Source organism: Rhodococcus sp. NPDC079359, from assembly GCF_040702585.1.
GTDB lineage: Bacteria > Actinomycetota > Actinomycetes > Mycobacteriales > Mycobacteriaceae > Rhodococcoides.
Genome location: NZ_JBFBLH010000002.1, coordinates 286,856 through 308,826 on the forward strand (window position 1 = coordinate 286,856; position 21,971 = coordinate 308,826).

18 protein-coding genes are annotated in these 21,971 nt (G+C 65.8%); 12 read left to right on the top strand and 6 right to left on the bottom strand.

Features of this window, described 5'->3' with window-relative positions:
- The first annotated feature begins 8 nt into the window (after positions 1–8).
- From AB0362_RS05985 to AB0362_RS06025, 9 genes are all read left to right on the top strand, one after another.
- Positions 9–1,781 carry an alpha/beta fold hydrolase gene (locus tag AB0362_RS05985; RefSeq protein ID WP_366235152.1) on the top strand — a complete coding sequence of 591 codons (1,773 nt, stop codon included), beginning with the start codon at positions 9–11 and terminating at the stop codon, positions 1,779–1,781.
- Positions 1,778–3,460, top strand: coding sequence for a lipopolysaccharide biosynthesis protein (locus AB0362_RS05990; RefSeq protein WP_366235153.1), 1,683 nt, complete (start codon positions 1,778–1,780; stop codon positions 3,458–3,460). Before AB0362_RS05985 ends, AB0362_RS05990 begins: the two co-directional genes overlap by 4 nt.
- Positions 3,457–4,743 carry a hypothetical protein gene (locus AB0362_RS05995; RefSeq protein ID WP_366235154.1) on the top strand — a complete coding sequence of 429 codons (1,287 nt, stop codon included), beginning with the start codon at positions 3,457–3,459 and terminating at the stop codon, positions 4,741–4,743. Before AB0362_RS05990 ends, AB0362_RS05995 begins: the two co-directional genes overlap by 4 nt.
- Positions 4,740–5,450: a DUF998 domain-containing protein gene (locus AB0362_RS06000; RefSeq protein ID WP_366235155.1), complete on the top strand. Its 711-nt coding sequence runs from the start codon at positions 4,740–4,742 to the stop codon at positions 5,448–5,450. Before AB0362_RS05995 ends, AB0362_RS06000 begins: the two co-directional genes overlap by 4 nt.
- The gene (locus AB0362_RS06005) at positions 5,447–6,427 is read left to right on the top strand and encodes a glycoside hydrolase family 16 protein (protein ID WP_366235156.1); all 981 of its coding nucleotides are present in this window, start codon (positions 5,447–5,449) and stop codon (positions 6,425–6,427) included. The genes AB0362_RS06000 and AB0362_RS06005 overlap by 4 nt, the downstream gene beginning before the upstream one ends.
- Before the next feature lie 47 nt (positions 6,428–6,474).
- Positions 6,475–7,761 (top strand): glycosyltransferase, encoded by a 1,287-nt coding sequence (locus AB0362_RS06010; protein WP_262498551.1) that lies wholly within the window; start codon positions 6,475–6,477, stop codon positions 7,759–7,761.
- Positions 7,742–9,991 carry a hypothetical protein gene (locus tag AB0362_RS06015; RefSeq protein WP_366235157.1) on the top strand — a complete coding sequence of 750 codons (2,250 nt, stop codon included), beginning with the start codon at positions 7,742–7,744 and terminating at the stop codon, positions 9,989–9,991. Before AB0362_RS06010 ends, AB0362_RS06015 begins: the two co-directional genes overlap by 20 nt.
- A 213-nt stretch (positions 9,992–10,204) precedes the next feature.
- Entirely contained in the window at positions 10,205–11,062 is an 858-nt protein-coding gene (locus AB0362_RS06020; protein WP_149407382.1) for a glycosyltransferase family 2 protein, read from the top strand.
- Entirely contained in the window at positions 11,059–12,021 is a 963-nt protein-coding gene (locus AB0362_RS06025) for a glycosyltransferase family 2 protein (protein WP_269595004.1), read from the top strand. The genes AB0362_RS06020 and AB0362_RS06025 overlap by 4 nt, the downstream gene beginning before the upstream one ends.
- Before the next feature lie 43 nt (positions 12,022–12,064).
- Here the strand turns inward: AB0362_RS06025 and AB0362_RS06030 are convergent, their stop codons facing one another.
- Complete coding sequence (locus tag AB0362_RS06030) at positions 12,065–14,485, bottom strand: glycoside hydrolase family 2 protein (RefSeq protein ID WP_366235158.1); 2,421 nt, start codon at positions 14,483–14,485, stop codon at positions 12,065–12,067.
- Positions 14,482–15,486, bottom strand: coding sequence for a DUF1839 family protein (locus AB0362_RS06035; protein ID WP_366235159.1), 1,005 nt, complete (start codon positions 15,484–15,486; stop codon positions 14,482–14,484). Before AB0362_RS06035 ends, AB0362_RS06030 begins: the two co-directional genes overlap by 4 nt.
- 358 nt (positions 15,487–15,844) lie before the next feature.
- Between AB0362_RS06035 and AB0362_RS06040 the strand changes: the two genes are divergently transcribed.
- Positions 15,845–16,783, top strand: a complete 939-nt coding sequence (locus AB0362_RS06040; protein WP_366235160.1) for an endonuclease/exonuclease/phosphatase family protein — start codon at positions 15,845–15,847, stop codon at positions 16,781–16,783.
- A 22-nt stretch (positions 16,784–16,805) separates the two neighbouring features.
- Here AB0362_RS06040 and AB0362_RS06045 read toward each other — a convergent pair whose 3' ends face one another.
- Positions 16,806–18,164, bottom strand: a complete 1,359-nt coding sequence (locus AB0362_RS06045) for an Hsp70 family protein (protein WP_283347430.1) — start codon at positions 18,162–18,164, stop codon at positions 16,806–16,808.
- Positions 18,165–18,306: 142 nt separating this feature from the next.
- Between AB0362_RS06045 and AB0362_RS06050 the strand changes: the two genes are divergently transcribed.
- Together AB0362_RS06050 and AB0362_RS06055 are read left to right on the top strand one after the other, a co-directional pair.
- Positions 18,307–18,816, top strand: coding sequence for a low molecular weight phosphatase family protein (locus AB0362_RS06050; RefSeq protein ID WP_082898757.1), 510 nt, complete (start codon positions 18,307–18,309; stop codon positions 18,814–18,816).
- Between the two features lie 90 nt (positions 18,817–18,906).
- Positions 18,907–19,296, top strand: a complete 390-nt coding sequence (locus AB0362_RS06055; RefSeq protein WP_366235161.1) for a hypothetical protein — start codon at positions 18,907–18,909, stop codon at positions 19,294–19,296.
- 18 nt (positions 19,297–19,314) lie between these two features.
- Here AB0362_RS06055 and AB0362_RS06060 read toward each other — a convergent pair whose 3' ends face one another.
- From AB0362_RS06060 to AB0362_RS06070, 3 genes are read right to left on the bottom strand one after another with little or no spacing between them, the layout of a single operon-like run.
- On the bottom strand, positions 19,315–21,102 hold the full coding sequence (locus AB0362_RS06060; RefSeq protein ID WP_366235162.1) for an ABC transporter ATP-binding protein: 1,788 nt from the start codon (positions 21,100–21,102) through the stop codon (positions 19,315–19,317).
- A gap of 30 nt (positions 21,103–21,132) precedes the next feature.
- A complete protein-coding gene (locus AB0362_RS06065; protein WP_366235163.1) occupies positions 21,133–21,588 on the bottom strand; it encodes an ATP-binding protein in 456 nt (151 codons plus the stop codon).
- A 21-nt stretch (positions 21,589–21,609) separates the two neighbouring features.
- Positions 21,610–21,942 (bottom strand): STAS domain-containing protein, encoded by a 333-nt coding sequence (locus AB0362_RS06070; RefSeq protein ID WP_283347496.1) that lies wholly within the window; start codon positions 21,940–21,942, stop codon positions 21,610–21,612.
- Between the last annotated feature and the right edge of the window lie 29 nt (positions 21,943–21,971).

Genomic DNA, 21,971 nt, shown 5'->3' on the forward strand with positions numbered 1-21,971 from the left:
CCAAACCTGTGAACAGTTCCCGCACCGCTCCCCGGCGCATCGGCTCAGTTCTCGCCGAGTCCTCTTCGCGTACGGCGGGCGGCAAGTACCCGATGTGGTTCGGCCCGGCCGACTCACCGCTGTTCGGCACCGTCCATGTGCCGTCCGGCGGTCGGGCGCGCGGCGGTGTGGTGCTGTGCCCACCATTGGGCAAGGAACAGGTCGATTCGTATCGCGGCATGACCCTGCTCGCGCAGAAGCTGTGTGCGCAGGGACTTCTGGTGCTACGGTTCGACTATCACGGCACCGGGGATTCGTGGGGCGAGCAGGATCAGCCCGACGCGGTGGCGCACTGGCAGCGCAGCATCGTCGAAGCCGTCGCCTACGTTCGTGGTTGCGGGGTGAACGACGTCGGCCTCGTCGGTCTGCGCGTCGGGGCCTTGTTGGCGTGTTCGGTCGCCGCCGAGTGTGGCCCGCTCACCGCGATGACGCTGTGGGATCCGGTGGTCAGAGGACGGTCGTATCTGCACGAGCAGCGCGCGCTGTATTCGGTGAGCGTGACCACCGACTCCGACGCAGATCCGCGGGTGTCGATCATCGGCGCTGTGCTGCATCCCGATTCGGCTGCCGACTTCTCCGCGCTCGATGCCGCGAAGACGAGAACGGACGCACCGGTGCTGGTTGCCACGCGCACCGAGCGAGCCGATACCAAGCCCGTACGCAGGGTCGTCGAGACTCTCTCGGCTCAGGAACACATTCTGACCGCGCACGACGACTTTCTCGAGCCGAGTGATTTCGAGGTCGTCATCCCGACGTCCGACATCTCCTACCTCGCGACGTGGACGGCGTCGAAGTTCCCCGCGACGCCCGCGGCCGACGTCGCGGTGGAGCGTCGATCGCTATCTGTGGTCGAGGGAATTCAGGAGAGCATCGAATACCTGGGCGCACAGCAGCTTTTCGCGATTCGGTCGTCCTCGGATCTGTGCCTGCCCGGTGGACCGACCGTGGTGTTGTATCCCACCGCCAACGAGCACCGTGTCGGTCCGGTCCGTATGTGGGTGGAACTGGCGCGGCTGCTGCCTCGCTTCGGAGTGGCCACGGTGCGTTTCGATCGTCGCGGCACCGGCGAGAACGGAATCGTGTCCGATACGGAGTTGACCCGGCTCTACAGCGACGAGGGCAACGAGGATGCACTCACCGCCGTCCGGCAGTCGGGGTCGACCCCGGACAACGTCCTGGTGGCCGGAATGTGCTCGGGCTCCTGGTATTCCAGTTTCGCCGCCCGAGAACTGGGGGTTCGTGCCGCGGTACTGCTCAACACCCTGGACTGGACCACTCGTCGACTCGAATTCGTCAAGCGTTCCTCGATGCACATCGAGGAGACGGGACTGAAGGCTCGCGCACTCGACCGTCTGCACCACTGGGGTGTACGGACCAAGAATGCACTGCAGCCGCGAATTCCGTATGCCCTGTGGATCTGGCTCGGCCGGCGCGGATTGATCCAGGTTCCCGAGATCTCGTTACGCATTCTCAGCGACCGCCGGGTGCAGACACGAGTTCTGCTCTCCCCCACCGACACCGCCTGGTTCGAGGCCAATCGGGGCCCGGAGGGAATGCGCCGGCTCCAGCGCCGATCGTCGGTGCCCACCGTCACCTCGTTCGAGTCCGGTGATCACTCGCTCTACGGTCGCGACCTGCGCGAGAACGTCCGAGCCGAACTTCTCGCGGCCACTGCTGCTGCGTTCGACCTCGAGATCACTGCACCGTCGCCTCCCGTCGCAGTGGGGCGGGTTCGATTGTGAAGCACCGCGCTCCCCGAATCCTGCCGCCCAAGCACGAACAGCTCGAACAACTTCGGTGGTATCCGGTCGAACCGGCTCGGTTCGACCTGGGTCTGATGAACAGCCCGACGATGCCGGTGCAGACCGTGCCTCGGCACGATGCCGTGCAGTCGGTCGATGTTTCTCCGATCGCCGACCCCGTCGAACATTCGGCACCCGAGACGGGACCGGGTTCGAAGGCCTCCGACCGCAATCTCGCGCTCAACTCGATGGCTCTGATGCTCTCGACGGCCATCACCGGCGCACTCGGCCTGCTGTTCTGGGCTGCAGCCGGTCGGCTCTACCCCGTCGCCGAGGTGGGCAGCGCGTCGGCGGTCATCACCTCCGCGGTGATGCTCTCCACGTTGTCCAATCTGAGCCTCGGTTCGATGTACGAGCGATTCCTTCCGATCTCGGGCCGGTTGGCCAAGTCGTTCATCGTGCGCGGCTACCTCACCGTCACCGCGTTCGCGTTCGTGCTCGGCGGCGGCTTCCTGCTGGTTGCGCCGGTGGACGAGATGTTCACCAACACCGCCGAAATCGTCTCGTTCCCGTTCTTCGTCGCAGTGCTCGCGGTGTTCGCGCTGCAGGATCAGACCTCCTCCGGCCTGGGCGTCGCCCGATGGGCGGCCGCCAAGAACGTATTTCACGCCGTCTTCAAGTTCGTGTTGTTGTTGGCGCTCTTCTCGACCGAGCGCAGTACCTCGATCATCTCCGCCTGGGCCGTCCCCGCGATCGTGGCGTCGATCTTCGTCCTGCGCGCGATCCTGAAGAACGTCCGCACCGAACAGCGGTACGCAGGCAAGCCGGATCTGCCGCCCCGGCGTGAGATGTGGGCCTACTTCGGTTCGGCGTACGGCATCACCGCGCTCGGCTCGCTCGCTCCGCTGCTCGTGCCGATGATCGTCGTCGCCACCCTCGGTGCCGAGCAGAACGCCTACTTCTCGCTCACCTGGTCGATCGTCAGTGCTCTGTACATTCTCATCAGCGTGTTGATCGGACCGTACGTCGCCGAGGTTGCCGCCCACCCCGAACAGTTCCACCGCCTGACGAAGCGATTCATGAGCCTCGTGTGCATCGTCGCGGTGGGTGGGTCGATCTTCCTGGCGTTCGTTGCACCGTTCGGACTCGGCCTGATCGGCCAGGGCTATCGCGATCAGGGCACCATCATCGTGCAGTTGGCCGCGCTGACCATCCCGCTCTCCGTCGTCGGTTCCCTGTACGACGGTTTGGCTCGGGTCCGTCGGCGCATGCGACTGGCCGTGATCGTGCAGGTGGTGGCCACCTCGATCATCATCGGCGGCTCGGTGGCACTGTCGTCGTCGATGGGCATCGCGGCCGTCGGCTGGGCGTACCTCGCCGCGGAGGCGTTCGGCGCACTCGTTCTGATCGTGCCGCTCGTCCGATGGATTCGTGAGCTGTCCGCCGGCAGCAACGGCGAGTCCGGTGACGACCAGGGCCCGTCGGGCTCTCCCGGACCCCGCGGGCCGATCGACGACAGCGACGCCCGCCCACCTCGATCGCGTCATCGCGAGCCCCGCCACGCCGAACCCCGCCACGCGGAACCGCCTCGCCGCGAGCCACAGGACGGCCGGCCGCAGCTCGACGAACCGTCACCGCGTCGCATCCCTGTCCACGCTCAACACAGGACGGCACCATGACTCAGACCTATCGCGCCAGTTCACTGGACATGCTTCGGTCCGATTCGCGCATCGTGACCGTGCTGGGACCCGCGGACTTCGGTGATCTCGCACGAGTGCGGAGCCGGGTACTCGCACTGGCCTCGATCGGTCCTGCGACGCGGCTGGGCCTGCGCGCCGACCAGTCTTCGGCCGGCTGGGTCTACGAGCCGGAGCGGGTGGTCGAGCACATCGTCGAGGGACCCGCCGTCGATCACGAGCAGTTGGCCAAGGAGCTCACCGAGTTCTCGCACGCGTCCGTTCCCGAGATCACTCTGCGGATCCGTCTGGCCGGTCGCTACCTGTTCCTCGATCTCAATCACGGTATCGGCGACGCTCTGTTGCCGGTCGACCTGTTCGCCTACTTGGCCGACGCACGTCCCGACGCCCCGCTTCCGGCGTGGGCGAGCAGAGCCATCGACGGTCACCCTCTCCGAAAAGCACTGTTGCGCTGGATCGTTCGAAATCCCAGGAAAGTCTTCGATACGATCCTCGACCGCGTCCGTCCCGGTCCGAACCCGGAATACGCAGCCACCACCGACACCGCCGCGCCGGACACCGCATCGCCGACGGCATGTCGGCCGTGGGCACCGTCCGCGGCGGTGGCCACCGTGGTGACGCAGTCGGGTACCACCGATGCGATCCGGCGGTGGCGGGAATCCCACCTGCCCGGCGCGAGCGTCAGCGCCGTGATGTGTGCCGCCGTGGCTGCGGCGTTCGCGCGCACGTCGTTGTCGCTCGATCGTTCCGCAGCGTTTCTGTTCGACTGCCGCCGCTACCTTCCGCCGTCGACGGTGGTGCTCGGCAACTTCGCGGCCGGGATCCGTTTCTCCGACATCGATCCCACCTCGGCCGGGGAGGTGCATGCGGCATTGTCCGGTGCCATCGCCAAGGGCCGTCCCATCGCATCCGCGACGATCAGCACCATCAAGTACAAGCGTGAACACAAGGCCGTCTCCGGGGTGTCAGCAGACCGAGTTCCGGTTCGACCCAGAGTTCAGCTCATGTACTCCGATCTCGGTAGAGTCAGGCAGTTGGAGCAGGTCTCCTGGGTTGCCGAGCCCGCCGACCGTGCCTTCTTCGTGATCGCCGATCCGGGACTACCGGAGTCGGTGATGATCACGATGGAGACCATCGGTTCGGTCGTGTTCGTCTCGGCGTCGTTCCACGACAATGTTTTCGACCGCCACACAGTGCAAGCCGCACTCGATCTCGTAGCAGCGAACCCCCTCGCATTGCTGGCCCCTCAGGAGAAGACTGCATGACCATCGAAGCGAAGCGCCCCACCGAACCCGAAGCGAACAGTCCGACGTCGAGCACCGTTGCGCCTGCAACGAAGCGATCGGTCTTCGTTGCCCACGTCGCTCGGTGGGCGGGCTTGTCGGTGGTGCAGTTCGTTCTCGTCGAGTACATCGTCTCGGCCACGTGGCGGGGTCTCTACAGCTACCGGAACAACTACATCAGCGAGCTCGGCGTTCCTTTCTGCGGGCCTACCGGCAACTGGCCGTGCAGCCAGCTCTACGTGCTGCTGAACGCCTCGATGGTGCTGTTCGGTGTGGCGATCGCCGCGGTGGGCGCATCCTGGTACATCGTTCGCCGGATCGACGGCAGGGCCGCGGCGTTCTTCCTCGTGGCCGGCGCGGGTGCCATGACCGCCGGCTTGGTCAACCAGGGCGTGAACTACCCCATCCACTCGTTCGGAGCCACCGCGTTCTTCATCTTCGGAAACTTCGGCCTCGTCGTCGCAGGCGGGCACCGGAGTCTGCCGCGCGGTATTCGCATCGTCGTGACCGCGCTCGGTGCCGTCGGTCTGGCAGGTTACTTCGCCTATATGAGCGGTCACGAGTTCGGTCTCGGTATCGGCAGCATGGAACGCATCGCCACCTATGCGCTTCTCGTGGGCATAGTCGTGCTGTCGGTCTCGCAGTTCAACGCGACGCGAGTTCCGAAGAACGTCGACGAGACCGCGTGAGTCGTCATGCCGCATCGAGCCACGAGTCCGGAACGGGGACCGTCGAGGTTTCGCGGCTACCGGGAACCGGGCTCATCGTCGAGCCTCCACGTCGACGCTGGCCTTCCGTTCTGGCGTTCCTCGTCGTGCTGGGTCTGGTCGTCACCGGAACCGTGTACGGGTTGACGCAGCGCTCGGACGGAGCCGAACCCGACTCCACTGCGCAGGGCACCGTCGACGCCACCTCAACGACGTCGGCGTCGAATACCGAAGCCGCCAAGCCCGGATTCACCGTCTACGACGACTTCTCGGGCACGGCGGGTGATGCCATGTCGGACGACCGTTGGAGTCACGATGTCGGACAGACCGGTTGGGGCAACAACGAGAAGCAGGACTACACCGATTCGACCGAGAACTCGTCTCTCGACGGTGACGGCCACATGGTCATCAATGCGATGCGCAACGGTGACGGGTACACCTCGGCCCGAGTGACCACCAAGGACAAGTTCGAGTTCACCTACGGCCGTATCGAAGCTCGGATCAAGATGCCGGCCGGAGCCGGACTGCATCCGGCGTTCTGGATGCTCGGTACCGACCTGGACTCGGTCGGCTGGCCGCTGTCCGGCGAGATCGACATCATGGAGACGTTGAACGAGGCCGACCAGTACCACACCGGAATCCATGCCCCCCAACCCGATTCGTTGACGAGCCAGAAGGTGGACGCAGGCGGGATTCCGCCGGAGCCACTGTCCGAGAACTTCCACACCTACTGGGTAGAGCGCTCTCCCGGCCGCGTGACCACCGGCATCGACGGCACCACCTTGGCCACGATCACTCCGGCAGACCTCACCGGCGGCAACGACTACTGGGTCTTCGACAAGCCGTTCTTCCTGCTGTTCAACGTCGCCGTCGCCGGTGACTGGCCCGGCCCCACCGACAACTCCACGCCGTTCCCGGCGACCATGGCGGTCGACTGGGTGCGGTATCGCGCCGACTGAGACCCCGCTCCACCTGCCCGTACGTGTCACCCGAAAGGACCCTCCCCGTGTTACCTCCCGCGCTCCCCAGACTGCAGTCTCCCGAATGGGACGGTGCCGTGTGGATCGGTGACATCGACCTGGAGCAGGATCTTCCGGACTCTCTCGTACTCGACGGTTCCGACGGTTACCACCGTGCCCGGTTGCTGATCCGACGCGGACCGGACCCCCTCGGCTTCGTCGAACTCGATGTCGTCGACGGCGCGGTCGCGGCAGACGATGCACGGAGGGCGGCGATGTCGCTCGCCCAGGTTCCGATGCCCGATGCCGTTCCCGAGACCGATCGAGCGTTGCCGCCGATCACCGTGGTGATCTGCACTCGTGACCGAGTCGAGCATCTGCAGGGCGCGCTCGCGTCGGTGTCCGCTCTGGACTACCCGGATTTCGAGGTGGTCGTCGTCGACAATGCGTCTCCGACCGATGCCACGCAGCAGTACGTTCGCGGGTTGGACGACTCCCGTGTTCGCGTCGTGTCCGAGCCGACGGCGGGTCTGTCGCGAGCCAGGAACACGGGGTTACGGGCAGCGCGGCACGACATCGTCGCCTTCACCGACGACGACGTCGCCGTCGACGCGAGGTGGTTGCGCAGCATCGCGCGCGGCTTCGGGCGGGCCGAGCGGGTCACGTGCGTGTCCGGCATCGTGCCGAGTGGGGAGATCCGCACTCAGGCGCAGGCGTACTTCGATCGCCGCGTCGGGTGGGCGAGTTCGGTGACGCCCCGGGTCTACGACCTGAAGAATCCACCGGCCGACGTGCCGCTGTTTCCGTTCCAGGTCGGAATGTACGGAACCGGGGCCAATTTCGCGGTCGACCGCGGCCGGATGTTCGATCTGGGAGGATTCGACGAGGCACTGGGAGTGGGTTCGCCGACCAACGGCGGTGAGGATCTCGACATGTTCTTCCGGGTGCTGATGGCCGGCGACAAGCTGGTGTACGAGCCTGCGGCCATCGTGTGGCACCGTCACCGCGCCGATCCCGAGGCGTTGGCGGTCCAGGCGCGCGGGTACGGGCTCGGGCTCGGCGCGTGGCTGTACACGGTCGCCACCGACCGCAGATCCGCGAGCCTCGCGGCGAAGGTTGCCGCTCGCCGACTCGGCAGTGCAATTCGGTTGTCGGCCAAGATGAGCAAGGTCGCCTCCCCTCCCGACGATCTCGCTGCCGACCTGCCCGACGGCATCGGCCGGATGGAACTGCTCTCCATCGCCAAGGGCCCCGCGGCCATCCGGCGCAGCAGGCGCGAAGGTCGCGAACGCACTCCGCTGGCGGGGGTGAGCCGTGAACCCGTCCTCGACTGATTCCGGATACCGGTCCATCGCGGATCTGCGGCACAAGCTGTTCGTCCCGTCCGACTGGACCGACTGGCCCATAGGCACCACCGACTTCGCTGCAGGCACGCGGCGGCGCGCGGGTAGCCGATTGCGCTACTCGGACATCAGCGTCCTCGCCGCCCTGTCCGGCCTGGCCTCGATGATCGCGCTGCCGACGCTGGTTCGCGTCGTGCTTCTGACGGTCCTGCTGTTCTTCGGACCCGGTGCCGCGATCCTGTCGTGGGTGCGCATCCCACGCACCGCGGTTCCTGCCGCCCTGCCGATTCTGAGTATCTCGGTGGTGACACTGATGGTGTCGGCGGCGATGTGGGGCTACCGCTGGTCGCCCCGGATGTGGACGTTGTGGCTGTGTCTGGCCCTGATCGGCTCGTCGGTGCTCTGGTACCGCAAGCACGGCCGTCCCGACCTGCCGGTCTGGGTGGCGCAGGCACGTGAGGTCGTCTCGCCGTCGTCGCGAACGTCCGCCCTCGCTTCCGTGAAATTCGCTCTGACCGACCGAGAGACGTTGCGACGCAATGTTGCCGGCCTGATTCTGGCGTTGGCGTTCTTTCTGTGGCTGCCGTTGTTGCCCGGTCTCGAGCGCGCAACGTACTCGCAGTTCGGGCTGCTGACCGCCGGAACCGGCCCTGGTTTGGTGCTGTGCATGGTGCTGATCATGGCGGCGTTCCTGATCGCGCTGCGTCGTCATCAGCTGCGCACCATGCTGGTCGCCATCGGCCTGGCCATCGTGGTCCAGCGATTCACCGTCACCCTCGTCACCTCCGCTCCGATCTACGACTGGACGTACAAGCACGTCGCCGTCACCGAGTTCGTGCTCGATCTGAACCGACTGGCTCCGAGCGGCGTCGACATCTACAGCGAGTGGCCCAGCTTCTTCCTCGTCTCGGCCTGGTTCCAGCACGTCACCGGATACGACACGCTGGCTCTGGCGCACGTGTTCGCGCCGATGATCCACGTGGTGCTCGCGGCGGCCGTCTACGGACTGGCGCGGGTCATGAAGTTCGACAAACGCGCCGCGATCACCGCGGCGATGCTCGCCGAGGTCATCAACTGGGTGGGCCAGGACTACTACTCACCGCAGGCGTGGGCCGTTCTGCTCGCCGTGGGCTTCCTGGCGCTGCTGATGTCCTCCTCGCTCACCCGGTCCGCGGCGTTCCTGTCGATCGTTCCGTTCGCGGCGCTGGTCCCCACGCACCAGCTGACGCCGTACTGGCTGATGGCCGTCACCGGAGTGCTGCTGGTGACGCGGCGAGCCAAGCCGTGGTGGCTGATGATTCCTCTCGGGATCATCCTGCTCGGATACCTGTATCCGCGACTGCCGATCGTGGCACCGTACGGACTCTTCCAGGGGTTCGACCCCGTACAGAACGCCGCGAGCAACGTCGAGGCGGAGGGCGTGCTCGGCAAACAGATCACGTCCCTGGTCTGCCGCGCACTGTCCGGCGGGGTGTTCGTGCTGGCGTTCGTCTCGGCGATCTACGCCTGGCGTACCAAGAAGACGTTCTGGGCACCGATGGTGATGGCGTTCGGATCGATCATGCTGCTCGCCGGGCAGAGCTACGGCGGTGAAGCGATCTTCCGGGTGTACCTGTACGCGATTCCCGGCTGCGTGCTGTTGATCACGCCGCTGTTCCTGGCCCTGTTCGATCGCAAGCCATCCCAGGATCGCCCGTCCCGGGCCCGCAGGCTCACCGCCCGGACATCGGTTGCGGTCGCGACGGCCGGGGCTCTCGGCAGTGCCGTGCTGGGCTTGCAGAGCTACTTCGGCCTGTGGCCGATCGTGCTCGAACACCGCGACCAGATCGACGACGCCCGCGCGGTCGCCGCGCAGTCACCGTCCGGCACCGCGGTCACGATGCTGTACTCCTCGGGCTACCCGGCCCGGTCCACGTCGGACTACGGGCGCCTGACGGAGGCCAACGAGTACTGGGACGTCCCGCTCTACGCGCTGGGCCCCGAGTACATGGAAGGCTTCCCGACGCCGGAGAAGCTCGGCCAGATCGACTACAACGCGTCGGTCAGCGACACACCCACCTACATGGTCCTGACCCGTCAGTCGCTCGAGGCGATGCAGTACTACGGGTTCGTCGCCGACGATGCGGTCGCACGTTTCCGGCAGTGGCTCGCCACCAACTCGGCGTGGTCGGTGCGGTATCAGGACACCAACACGATCGTCTACCAGTACCGATCACGTTGATCCCGTCACAAACTATGACGTGTATCTCCAAACAATCTCCCAGTTGGTTTGTTCGCGGCTTGACAAACTCGTAGCTTCTTTTAAGCTTGCTTTCAGTCAAAGGAAACAGGTTCTTACGCTTGAGAACGAGCGTTATGACACTGTCTGTGGATGCGGCGGGGGTCGATTCACGGAGTTCGGAGACATCTGCCCATCGCACTCGACCCATGTGGAATGGATATGTTGAATCGTCAGAATCCCCGCGTCAGTGTCGTCATCCCGACGCTCAACGAGGCCGCGAACCTTCGTCACGTCCTCCCCTTGCTCTCGCACGACTACGAACTCGTGCTGGTCGACGGTGGATCCGTCGACGGCACCATCGACGCGGCGCGCGAGATCCGTGGTGACATTCGCATCATCAAGCAGACCCGCAAGGGCAAGGGCAACGCTCTCGCCTGCGGCTTCGAGGCCGCGACCGGCGACATCATCGTCATGTTCGACGCCGACGGTTCCGCCGATGCCGCCGAGATCCCGCGCTTCGTCGACGCCCTGCTCGCCGGTGCCGACTTCGCCAAGGGCAGCCGGTTCTGCGAGGGCGGCGGAAGCCACGACATCACCCCGCTGCGCCGTGCAGGCAACGGTGGCCTGCACCTGGTGGCCAACACCCTCTTCGGGACTCGCTTCTCGGATCTCTGCTACGGCTACAACGCCTTCTGGCGCGACCTGGTGCCGGTGCTGGATCTCCCCGTCGTCGATCAGCCCGGTGCCGAGGGCATGATGCTCTGGGGCGACGGTTTCGAGATCGAGACCATCATCAACTGCCGCTTCGCCGAGGCGTCCGTGCGCATCGAAGAGGTGCCGAGCGTCGAGTTGGCTCGCATCTACGGTCAGAGCAATCTGCGCACCTTCTCCGACGGCTTCCGGGTGCTGCGCACCCTGATGACCGAGCGCATGCGTGCCCGCAAGATCAAGCGCAAGTCCATCGTTCGGCCGTTGCGAGAGTCGGTCGACGCCCGCACCGACATGGACCTCGAGTTCGAGGCCCTGGAGTCGTACAACGAGGTTCTCGAACTCCGCGAGAAGACGGCGTGAGTCTGCCGACTTCCTCGGTCGTCATCTGCGCGTACACCCTGGCTCGGTGGTCAGAACTACAGGCTGCCGTGCGTGCCGTCCTCGATCAGGTCGTTCCGGCGGACGAACTGATCATCGTCATCGATCACAATGCGCAACTGGCCGAACGTGCGCGCGAGGAGTTCTCGCCGCTGCACCGGACCGTGAACGTGGTGGAGAACAACCACCCACGTGGCCTCTCCGGAGCGCGCAACACCTCGCTCGACCTCGCGACCGGTGAGATCGTCGTCTTCTTGGACGACGACGCCTCACCGCGCACCACAGAGTGGCTCGGAGCCATTCTGTCCCATTACTCGGACGATGCCGTGTACGCCGTTGGGGGCTCTGCATACCCGGTATGGCCGGACAAGCGTCCGGCCTTCTTACCGGCCGAGGTAGTGGGTGAACCCGGCGAACTCGATTGGGTCGTCGGGTGCACCTACCGCGGGCAGCCAACGGAAACCGCTCAGGTCCGCAATCTCATGGGCGCGAACATGTCGTTCCGCCGTGAGCCCGTCGTCGCACTCGGCGGGTTCGTCTCCGGCATCGGCCGGATCGGTCGAGTGCCGCTCGGTTGCGAGGAGACGGAGCTGTGCATCCGTCTGCGTCAGACGCATCCCGACGCCCAGATCGTGTTCGATCCCTCGATCGTCGTCGATCACACCGTCAGCGCAGATCGCACTCGTCCGCGCTACCTCATCACGCGCAGCTACGCCGAGGGCGTATCGAAGGCAGCGATCGCCCGGTTGATCGGGGCCGAGGACGCACTGTCCTCCGAGCGGGCCTACACCGCCAAGATTCTTCCTCGCGCGGTCGGCCGGGAGACCAGCGCAGCGGCCCGCGGCAATCCCGCGCGCGCCTGGGGTGCGATGGCCGTGGTGGCCAGCGTCGGTGCGGCCGGAATCGGCTATGCCCGAGGAAAACTCAGCACGAGCCGCTAGCGGCACGTGCACAGCTTGGGCCATCGACTGAATTCGTAGTCCACTACGAGTTACCGCTCACGACCTTCGGTGCCACCGAGGCCCGCTCCACGGAGTTCAAAGCGCGCACGTGTCCGCGCGGTGCACCCCCGCCGCGACCGACGAGCGTCAGCGTACGAGGTTCGTTCGGTGCCAGGTGGAACCACGAGTCGGATACCTCGAAGCCGTCGATGTCGACGCAGACGTACTGCGCCGGCCAGTCGGATCGGACGATCAGTTCCCATGTTCCAGAATCTTTTTCGACAACATTCGCCGTGAGGCCCACCGTGTTCTGGCGACTCTGCGCGCCGACGAGCGCGGTGGTTCGTGCCGCCTCGACGCCGCTGTCGTCCAGAAACAGGACCGTGACGGCGGAGTAGGTGCGGCTGCCGAAGCGGTAGGCGTGGTTGACGTCGGTGAACGTGCCGACGATGGAATCCACCGTCAGTGCGATGGATCCGTTCGCCGGGGCGCTCACCGTGCGTTCGAACTCGTGGCTGCCGCGGGAGGCGTGCAGCACCACTCGAACAGTGCCCGATCGAGCCGGTCCGTCGTTGACCAGTTCCACCGAATAGCCGTCGAGTCCGTTGTCGGACAACAGCAGTGCCACCGGGGCGCTGGCCCGCGCCAACGCGTAGAAGGGTGCCTTGGGCACACCGGCGGTGTCGACGATGCCCCAGCCCGCACCGGCGACGGTGTCTCGTAGCGTCAGCACGAGGGCTCCGGCGCACCCCGAGGATGCTCGACGCCAGTGGCCGAACGCTTCGGTGAACGCTTCGACGATCGCCGCTCTACCGTAATCGAGATACAGCTCTGCATCGTCGCGCCGGATCAGGTGTGGGTCGACGCCGAAGATCGTGCGTACGTAGTGATCGCGCACGTCCTCGAAATCCCAGGACGAGCCGCGGTCGCGTGGGACGGCGGCTTTCCAGTCGGGGTGGTGACCGGCAACGGCTGCGGACCCGAAGAACTTCTCCACCTGCGCCCGTTCCGGGGGAACTGCGAAGGCCAGGCACTCCGCCGCGAAACGTACTCCGGCAGTGCGGATATCGGACAGTGGTCGGAGATAGCCGCCCACCCCGAAGTAGTGCGCGATGCCGTCGCCCACGTGAGTGTGCAGTTCGCCGCTCACGCTGGACGGGCTCGATGTCACGTAGGCGACGCCGGGTACACGATCGGCGAGGAAGTCGGGAACGATGCTGTCCAGCATCACCATTCGCTGATCCTCGGCTGCGATTCCCAACATCGTGGGCTGCTGCTGAGTCTCGCTTCCACCACTGACGACCATCAGGGCAGGGTTGGCCGAGACCGTGTCGGCGAACGCGTCGAGCTCGCGGGTGACCGCTGCGGTGTACGTATCGTCGGTGGGCGGGTCGACGGTGCCGAACATGACGTCCTGCCACACCATGATGCCCAATTCTGCACACAGGGACCAGAATTCGTCCTGCTCGTACACCAGGGTGCCTACGATGCGCACCATGTTCAGACCCACCGATCGGAGCTGCCCGAGCGCCGCCCGCAGCTCGGGCTCGGGCGACCACAACCGCACCGGGTCCAGCGGGGTCCACGTTCCTCCGCGGCAGAAGACGGTCTGGCCGTTGACCGTCAGTACTGCGCCGCCTGCCGTACGGTCCAGCTCGACCGTACGAAAACCGACGACGCCCATGGGATGGACGGTGCCGTCGACCTCGAGCGCCACGCGATACGTTCGCGGTCGGCCGTGCGTATGGGGCCACCAGAGTTCGACGTCGGGCAGCGTCACCGCGCAGTCGACGCGCTCGACCGCGCCGAGCTCGAAGGCCCTGTCGTCGATCATGATTCGAGCCACCCCGGGAGCGCCCAGGTCGGCGCGCAGCGTGACGACGCCGTCGGTGCCCGATACCGCCGTCGTCAGGTCGACGCGGTGAACGTCGGAGATGGGGGTCATCGTCACCGGACGCCACGGTCCGACGGGAACCGGAAGGGGCCCGTACACGGGTGCGCGACCGAGCATCGTCGTTCGCTCGTGTCGCAGCCCCTGTACGGCGATCAGCGACGATCGCCACCGACCGCGGGGGCGTCGGGACTTCAGTTGAGCTGCAAGCGATTCGATGTGGACGGCGATGGTGACGGTGTCACCGCAGTCCGTCAGATCGAGGGTCTCGGGAACGAACATCGACGTCACGGTTCTGCGATGGACGCCATCGATCCAGATCCGGGCGCGGGTCGCGATGCCGCCGAAGCTCACTCGCACCCGGCGATGGTCACCGGTGGAGACGTGAGTGACGAACCACCAGTCGTGCTCGTCGGGATCCACTGCGAGTGGGTGTCCGAGCGCGGTGGCAACCGTGCCAGGCACCATCGCGACGACCCAGTCGAGATCTTCTCGTAGGTCGGCAGGGTCGAGAACGGAACCGGCGTCGGTTCGGGCCAGCCGCCACCGAGCGCCGTCGAGCAGATCGATCACGCGCCCAATGCACCTGCAACGATGTCCATGGCCGCAGCCCAGTTCTTGCTCATCTCGATCAGCGGCTCGTCGAGCACCACATCCCGGCCACGTGCGGCGCGCGCCATCCGGAATTGAACGGCTTTTGCGCCGGAGGCGGCATCGAGGAAGTGCGGCGCTGCCGCAGCGGCTCCCGTTATGCCACGACCTTCGAGGTAGTGCACGTAGTTCGCCGCCAGTTCTGCCGTGGCACCGAACTGCCGGAGCAGGCCGAACGACCAGAGGTGGAATGCGTCGGGTCCCGCAGTCTGTACGAGCGGGATATCGGCGACGATGCGGCGGGCCAGCGCATCGACAGGGTTACCAGGAGCTCGGCGCGCCAGATGAGCGCGAGCGACGTCGAGGTCTCGATCACCGAAACCGGCGTCGAGTACCGCGGGATCCACTCGAATCTGCTCGACGTAGGGCAGCAGCACCTCCGCGTGCGGCTCGGGGGCGAGATTGAATATCCCGTCGAAGTCGGCTCCGGTGAGCTCGAAATAGCCGCGGTTGTGGAAGTACCCCATCACCTTGCCGTCGCGATCGACGAGATTCGGCACGATGGTGGTCTTGGTGTGCTGGTTGCGATAGCTGGTTCCCGCCGTGTCGGGCAGCCAGAAGCCGTCGACCTCCACGGTGACGTGGATGCCGTCTTCCAGGCCTTCGACGACGTGCTCGAGCACGGGACGCCACACGTTCATCTCGGCGACGACGATGCCGTACAGGGTGCGGAGGTCCTCGGGAGCGATCTTCACGAAATCCCACTGCCGCCCGTCGCATCCGGCGCTCAGCACGAAGGCGAGAGCCGGAGTGGGATCTGCACCGAACGAGTGCAGAACTTCGATCCACAGGTCGACGTAACAGTTGGTCTCGGTCCAGATGCGGTCGTGATTGTGAATCGGGTGTGGTCGGTAACCGATGGGTTCGAGTTCGAGGACTCGTAGGCTGGTACCGAGCCTGTCCAGCACTGCATCGTTCGACATGAAGCCTCTCCTACCGGATCGAATGTCGGACGGTCCCCGAGCCGCATTTGTCCGTATTGCCTGTATCCAGGCCCCTAATCCTAACGAATCGGTTTGTTCTTCGCATTCGATCGGACGGTAGGATTGTTTTTGCCCGGGCAAACTATTTCCAGGGCCACCATCTCGACAGCAGCGATACCGGACTCCGGTATCGCGGACAATCACAGAGCGAGCAGTCGGTTCCGCGCCGGTAATGCCGGTGCGCAGCTTGTTCGTGATGACACTTGCACAATGGCTCTGAGCTGGGCACATGCCGAGTGTAGACAACACCTGACACATCCATGCCCAACTCGGGCAGGCAAGAGGAGGCACGAGCGCGATGCGCCGTTTCGCATCCAGCGCAGCGCTGGTCATCGGCTGGGCTCTGCTCGCAGGCGTGGCCGGAATGTTCCTCGTTCGACAACTTGGTGTGACCGAGATCACTTTTGTGGCGTTCGTCGTGGGGGCTCCGTATCTCGGGGTCGCCGCGATCGTCACCGTGATCCTGTTCGCCGCAGCGCGCTCCCGCATCGGATCGGCCGTCGCAGTACTGATCACCGTTGCCGTCGTCGGCGTTCAGGTGCCGATGTTCCTCGCCGACGGCCCGGACAACACCGGCCCGCAACTGTCGGTCCTGACGGTCAACGTCGCGCACGGCGACGCCGACGCCGCGTCCATCGTCGACGCGGTGCGTAGTAACGACGTCGACATTCTCGCGGTCCAGGAATTGACCCCGGAGGAAGTGGACGACCTGCAGGCCGCGGGCATCGGCGACCTACTACCGTTCTCCTTCACCGCTGCGCTCCCGGTGGCCGATGGCACCGGGTTGTGGAGCCGCACTCCGCTGACCGACGGCACCCGCCTCGACAACTTCGGATTCGTACCGGTACAGGCGAAGACCACGGTCGACGGGCAGGATCTGACCGTCGTCTCCTTCCACGCGATGTCGCCTGCCACACCGCGCCACACCACCGAGTGGGCCGCCGACCTGGCCAGGATGCGCTCGATCATGGAGACCTACCAGGGCACCGTGCTCGTCGCGGGCGACTTCAACGCCACCAACGACCACCGGCAGTTCCGCACGTTGGCATCGTCCCCGTTCTCCGACGCGGCAGCCGGTGCCGGTGCGGGCCTGTTCCGCACGTTCCCGTCGGAACGTCCACTGGCGCGCTTGGATCACGTGGTGACGAGTGAGAACGTCCGCGCCCGGTCGGTCGAGCCGTTACCGATTCCGGACAGCGATCACCTGGCGGTTCTCGCGCAGTTGCAGCTGCCCTGATCCGGGCGGCCGCGTACGCCGGTCAGAACCGCGGCAACTCGATGACCGGTGCCGGCGGCAACTGAATCTGCGGCAGCTGAATCTGCGGCAGGCCGGGAATCAGTGGCGGCGGCGCGGGAGCAGGCGCGGGCGCGGCGGGCGGCACGTATTCCGGCTCGGAATACGTGCGAGCCGGGGCCTGAGCGGCCTCGGTGGTCGGCGGCACAGTGGTCGTCGGGGGCGCGGTGGTGGGCGGTGCGGTGGTCCTCGGCGTCGTGGGCACTGCGGTGACAGGTGCGCTGGTCTCGACCGGTGAACTCGTCGGTTCCGCGGAGCTGCCGCCGTACCCGAGGGACAACCCGAGTGCGGCGATGGCAACGAGACCCCCTGCGACGAGCACTGCGCCGCGCACCTTGCGTTTGGAGTCGGCGGGCTTGTCTCCGGTGGGCTCGGGGCTCAACCAATCCGGAGCCCCGGTCAACGACGCGGGATCGGACGGAGACTGCCGAACGCCCGGTTGTGGGCTCGGTCGACGTGGCGCATCGGCCACCGGGGTCGCGAGCAGAGCTGCACCGCGTGCGGCCACCGATTCCGGGTCCGCCGGAGTCACCACGGGGAGGCCGATCCACGCACCGAGAATGGATTCCACCAGAGGAATGCGCGCCCCGCCGCCGATGAGGAAGAGAGCGTCGACGTGCTTGGGTGAACGACCGATCACGTCCCGCACCAGCCGCGCCGAGTACTCGATCGGGACGGTCACCAGAGACTCGAACGACTCACGCGAGATCAGGATGACGCCGCCGTCACCGGGCAGACACACCGCGCCACTGGTCGACAGCTGCTCCTTGGCCACCCGGCACCGCGCGGTGAACTCGCTCAGTTCCTGGTTGTCGGCAATGTCGACGCCCTGCTTGGCGAGCTGATTGTCCGAGATGAGCCGATCGAAGTCGTCGCCGCTGATGTCGATGGTGCGTTCGGCGAGCAGAACCTGCCCGGTACCGCGGTCGATCACGCTGATCGTCAATCCGGAGCTGCCCAGATCGTAGAGGGCGATGGTGCCGAAGTGGCCCAGCTCGCCCGAGGCCTCCAGGTACTGCAACGCCGCTCGTGCCTCGGGAACCAGTCGGTAGTTGTAGAGCCGCTGGCTCGCCATGGCCTGCTGGATCTCGCCGAACTGTTGCTGGTCCCGATATGCGACACCTGTCGCTTGCACCGGTCCGCCGTCGCCCGGCTGCGAGAGCACGACTCCGATCGACTCGGCGGCCAATTCCTCCGCGCGGTCCCAGTAGGCGTCGACGGTGTCGTGATGGAAATCGAGGCGACCCGAATCCTGAGGGCGCGCGTCGGGACGAGCCATGCGCACAGCACTGGCCCCCACCGACACACCGAGAACTTCGGTCATTACCCGCCTTCGGTCGACTTCCCCGTGAACACACGCCGAGACTGGATGTCACGAACCAGTCTCGATCCCCCGCCAATGGCACACTGTAGCGCGTCCCTCGGTGCTCAGTGCGGCACCCGAGCACAGCACTAGAGTTGCGGGCATGCGCGTTCTGTTCGTCTGTACCGGGAACATCTGTCGATCGCCCACAGCCGAGCGCCTTGCGGCTGCATTCGCACGAGAAGGTGGCTTCGAACTCACCGCGAGCAGCGCCGGAACGCAGGGCTTGACCGGGCACGCCATGGATCCGACGGCGGCGACGGTGCTGACGCAGCTCGGCGGCGATCCGGACGGTTTCGTTGCCCGACGCCTCACGCCCGCGATCGCGTCCGACGCCGATCTCGTGCTGACGATGACGGCGGCACATCGCGACGCCGTCCTGGCTCTCGCACCGCGGCAGATGCGTCGCACCTTCACTCTGCTGGAGGCGTCGGGCCTCGTCGCCGCATCGGGCGCGCAGTCCATCGCGACCCTGGCCGACGCACGGGCGGTGCACCGTGTCGACACACTCGACATCGGCGATCCGTACCGGCGTGATCATTCGGTGTACGAGCAGGCCGGGGAGTCGATCGCGGAGGCGCTGCCCCATGTTCTGCGGTTGTCTACGCAGTGAACGTCCATCTCTCACCACCCCGCTCGCTGAGGTAACGTTCTCGCATCATTGCCGACCATCCGGGTCCGGCCACGGCGTTAGGGTCTGTGCATGCGCGACAAGGTCATCGCGTCGGCAGCAGTGGCGAGCGCCGGAGTGGCAGTCGCAGTCGGTTTGACCATCGGTGCTCTCGGTGGCGCGTTCGACGACACGAGCCAGACCGTTCGTCCGCCCGCTCTGAAGTCGGACAGTCTGAGTTCGGTCGAGACGACACCGACGTCGACGATCGTCATCGTGCCGCCCTCGCCCACCTGGCAGGTCGCGGTACCCACCACTGCTCGCCCCACGACGACCACTCCGGATCGGTCCGAGACCACGACGCGAAGCCCACGCCGAACCCCGTCCTCGGATCGGACGACCACCACCACCTCCGCGGACGACTCCGACGACTCCGACGACGAGAGCAGCACCACCGAATCCGAATCCGACTCCGGACGCTAGGGCACCGACCGGGGGTTCTCAGCTCGGCTTCGTCAGCGCTGCGTTGTCGCCGATTCGCAACGCGGCCACCAGTTCTCGGTAGAGCGAGTCGGTGTTCATGAGCTCGGAGTGCGTGCCCCTGGCGCGGACCACTCCGTCCTCCATCACCAGGATGGTGTCGGCGTCGAGCACGGTGGACAACCTGTGCGCGATGGTGACGACGGCGGAGTCGGCCGCGATCGATCGGATCACCTCGTGGATTGCCGCCTCGGTGCGGCCGTCGACCTGCGCTGTGGCCTCGTCGAGCAGAAGAATTTCCGGACGACGAACGATGGCTCTGGCCAACGCGATTCGTTGACGCTGCCCACCGGAAACGGTCGATCCGATCAGGTCGGTGTCCAACCCTTCGTCCAGTGCGCGGATCGCCGAGTCCAGATGTACCGACTCCAGCGCCGCCCAGATGTCGGCTTCGCTGGCCTCGGGATGGCTGAACAGGAGGTTCTCGCGGATCGAGCCGGGAAGCACCGGCGTCTCCTGCTCCACGTAGGACAACCGCGCTCGCACTTCGTCGATGCTCAGCTCGTCGTACGGGGTTCCGCCGAGCCTGATCTCGCCGGACTCGGGGGTCAGGAAGCGCAGGATCAACGAGAAGACGCTGGTTTTACCTGCTCCCGACGGTCCGACGATCGCGGTGTGTCCACGCGCAGGCACCGCGAGGTCCATACCACGCACGGCCGGCTCCCTCCCCGGTGCGTATCGGGCTGTGACACTGCGGAATTCGAGAGCCGGAGCGGGCGCTTCGGTCTTCGCCGACCTCGCGGGACCGGTCTCACCCTTTTCGGTGACCAGGTCGTCGATCTGGCGGATACGGGCGGCCGCGGCCATTCCGGCCTGCAATGCGGTGATGTTCGTCGCCAGGGTGGACACCGGGCCCATCACCTGGAATGCGTAGAGCAGAAATGCGATCAGGCTGGACACGGCCAATGCCCCGGTACTGACGCGATAGCCGCCGAGACCGAGGATTCCGATGATCGCCAACTGCACTCCGCCCCCGGCGAACGTCCAGGCCAGCGCGGAGATCTTGACCGCTCTGACGCTGTGCTGGGCGGAGATTCGCGCCTCGGAGATGACTCGCTCCGATTCGCGGGTCTCGGCCCTGCTGGACTTGACGGTACGAATCGCCCGCAGAGTGCCGTCGAGAATACCGCCGAGGCGGCCCACCGCTTCCTGGGACTGCCGCTGGGCGACGGCGATAGGAGGCATCAGGCGGGCGAACAACACTGCGATCGCAATGATGGCCGAGGCGATCGCGCCGAGCAGCACCAGATCCAGCACGGCCATGAGAATCAATGCGCCCACGAGGCCGACCACACTGTTGACTATGGCCACCAAGGCATTCGATGTGGCCTCGCGCAGCAGAACGGTATCGGAGGTGACCCGGGTGACGAGTTCTCCGGTGGGCCGAGTGCCCAGACTTCCCACCGTGGCACCGAAGTACTTGCGCACAATGGATTTGCGGGCGTCGAGGACCACGCGTTCGGCGAGGACCCCCAGCACGATCCACTGCAGGTACAGCACCAGCGAACCCACCACGAGCAGAGCCACCAGAATCAGCACCGGCTGGATCAAGGAGGCGTCGGTGCCGAGGCCGTCGAGCACTCCTTTGGCTACCATCGGCGTCGCCAGTGCAGCTCCTGTGCCGATGAGGCCGAGTGTCATGCCGAGCGACAGGGTGCGACGGTGCGGGCGGACGAACTGCCACAGCACACGCAGATTCGGGACCGTTATCTTCTTCTTCTCTGCGGTAGCGATCTGCACGTCGACCATCCCACCAGTGTGCCGGATAGGGCTGTGGGGCTAGGTCGCGTCCCAGATCATGTGCACGGTCGTACCGTTCTGATCCGAGGTGACGGCGGCACTGTCGGCCAACGCCCGCATGAGCGGCACACCCCGCCCGCGGTTGGGATCGGAGTTGTGCGATGCCCAGTCGCCGCGATCGGTGACTTTCACTTCTATTCGCCCCTCCGCGGTACACGAGACTCGTATGTCGAGCGTTCCGCGGTCGGTGTGGTCTCGGTATGCGTGCTCGACGCTGTTCGCTATCGCCTCGTACGTGGCCAGCACCACGTCGTACGCACGATCGGGGTCGACGCCCACATTGCCCAACCAGTCACCGAGCTCACGACGAAGCTCCGACGCTCGATCGGCGTCGGCAGGTTCGCCGGTGAACAGCAGTTCTTCCATTCGCGCACCTGCCGTCGAGATCGAACTGTCGGTACGTGAGTCGTCACCTCCGAAGAGAGTCGCCATCATGAATCCCGTCTACCCAAAAGTTCAGGATCTACCCGCATGAAGTGCAACGAATGCTTCGTCGACCGTTGCATAGATACCGAACACCTCGTCCAGACCGACGAGAGTGAGGGGACGACCGGTGGCCGGACCGTCCGCGACCACGGCAAACCCGGCTGCGCCGCCGAGTTGCTGATGCGTCGACGCCAACAGGGACATGCCGGCGGACGCGAGAAATCCCACATCACTGAGATCGATCACCACAGCCGTCGGCGATTTCTCGAGTACGAGAGCGACCGACTCGGACAGATCCGGAGCAGTCACCAGATCCAGTTCACCGGACACCGCCAGAACCACGTCCTGGTCACGCCATTCCACGATCACATCGAAGTGCTGGGGCCCGAGGC

Coding starts and splice junctions, on each gene's coding strand:
- AB0362_RS06000 (WP_366235155.1), top strand. CDS start 4,740: ATGACCATCGAAGCGAAGCGCCCCACCGAACCCGAAGCGAACAGTCCG.
- AB0362_RS06050 (WP_082898757.1), top strand. CDS start 18,307: ATGCGCGTTCTGTTCGTCTGTACCGGGAACATCTGTCGATCGCCCACA.
- AB0362_RS06045 (WP_283347430.1), bottom strand. CDS start 18,164: ATGACCGAAGTTCTCGGTGTGTCGGTGGGGGCCAGTGCTGTGCGCATG.
- AB0362_RS06040 (WP_366235160.1), top strand. CDS start 15,845: ATGCGCCGTTTCGCATCCAGCGCAGCGCTGGTCATCGGCTGGGCTCTG.
- AB0362_RS05995 (WP_366235154.1), top strand. CDS start 3,457: ATGACTCAGACCTATCGCGCCAGTTCACTGGACATGCTTCGGTCCGAT.
- AB0362_RS06060 (WP_366235162.1), bottom strand. CDS start 21,102: ATGGTCGACGTGCAGATCGCTACCGCAGAGAAGAAGAAGATAACGGTC.
- AB0362_RS06055 (WP_366235161.1), top strand. CDS start 18,907: ATGCGCGACAAGGTCATCGCGTCGGCAGCAGTGGCGAGCGCCGGAGTG.
- AB0362_RS06020 (WP_149407382.1), top strand. CDS start 10,205: ATGGATATGTTGAATCGTCAGAATCCCCGCGTCAGTGTCGTCATCCCG.
- AB0362_RS06035 (WP_366235159.1), bottom strand. CDS start 15,486: ATGTCGAACGATGCAGTGCTGGACAGGCTCGGTACCAGCCTACGAGTC.
- AB0362_RS06065 (WP_366235163.1), bottom strand. CDS start 21,588: ATGATGGCGACTCTCTTCGGAGGTGACGACTCACGTACCGACAGTTCG.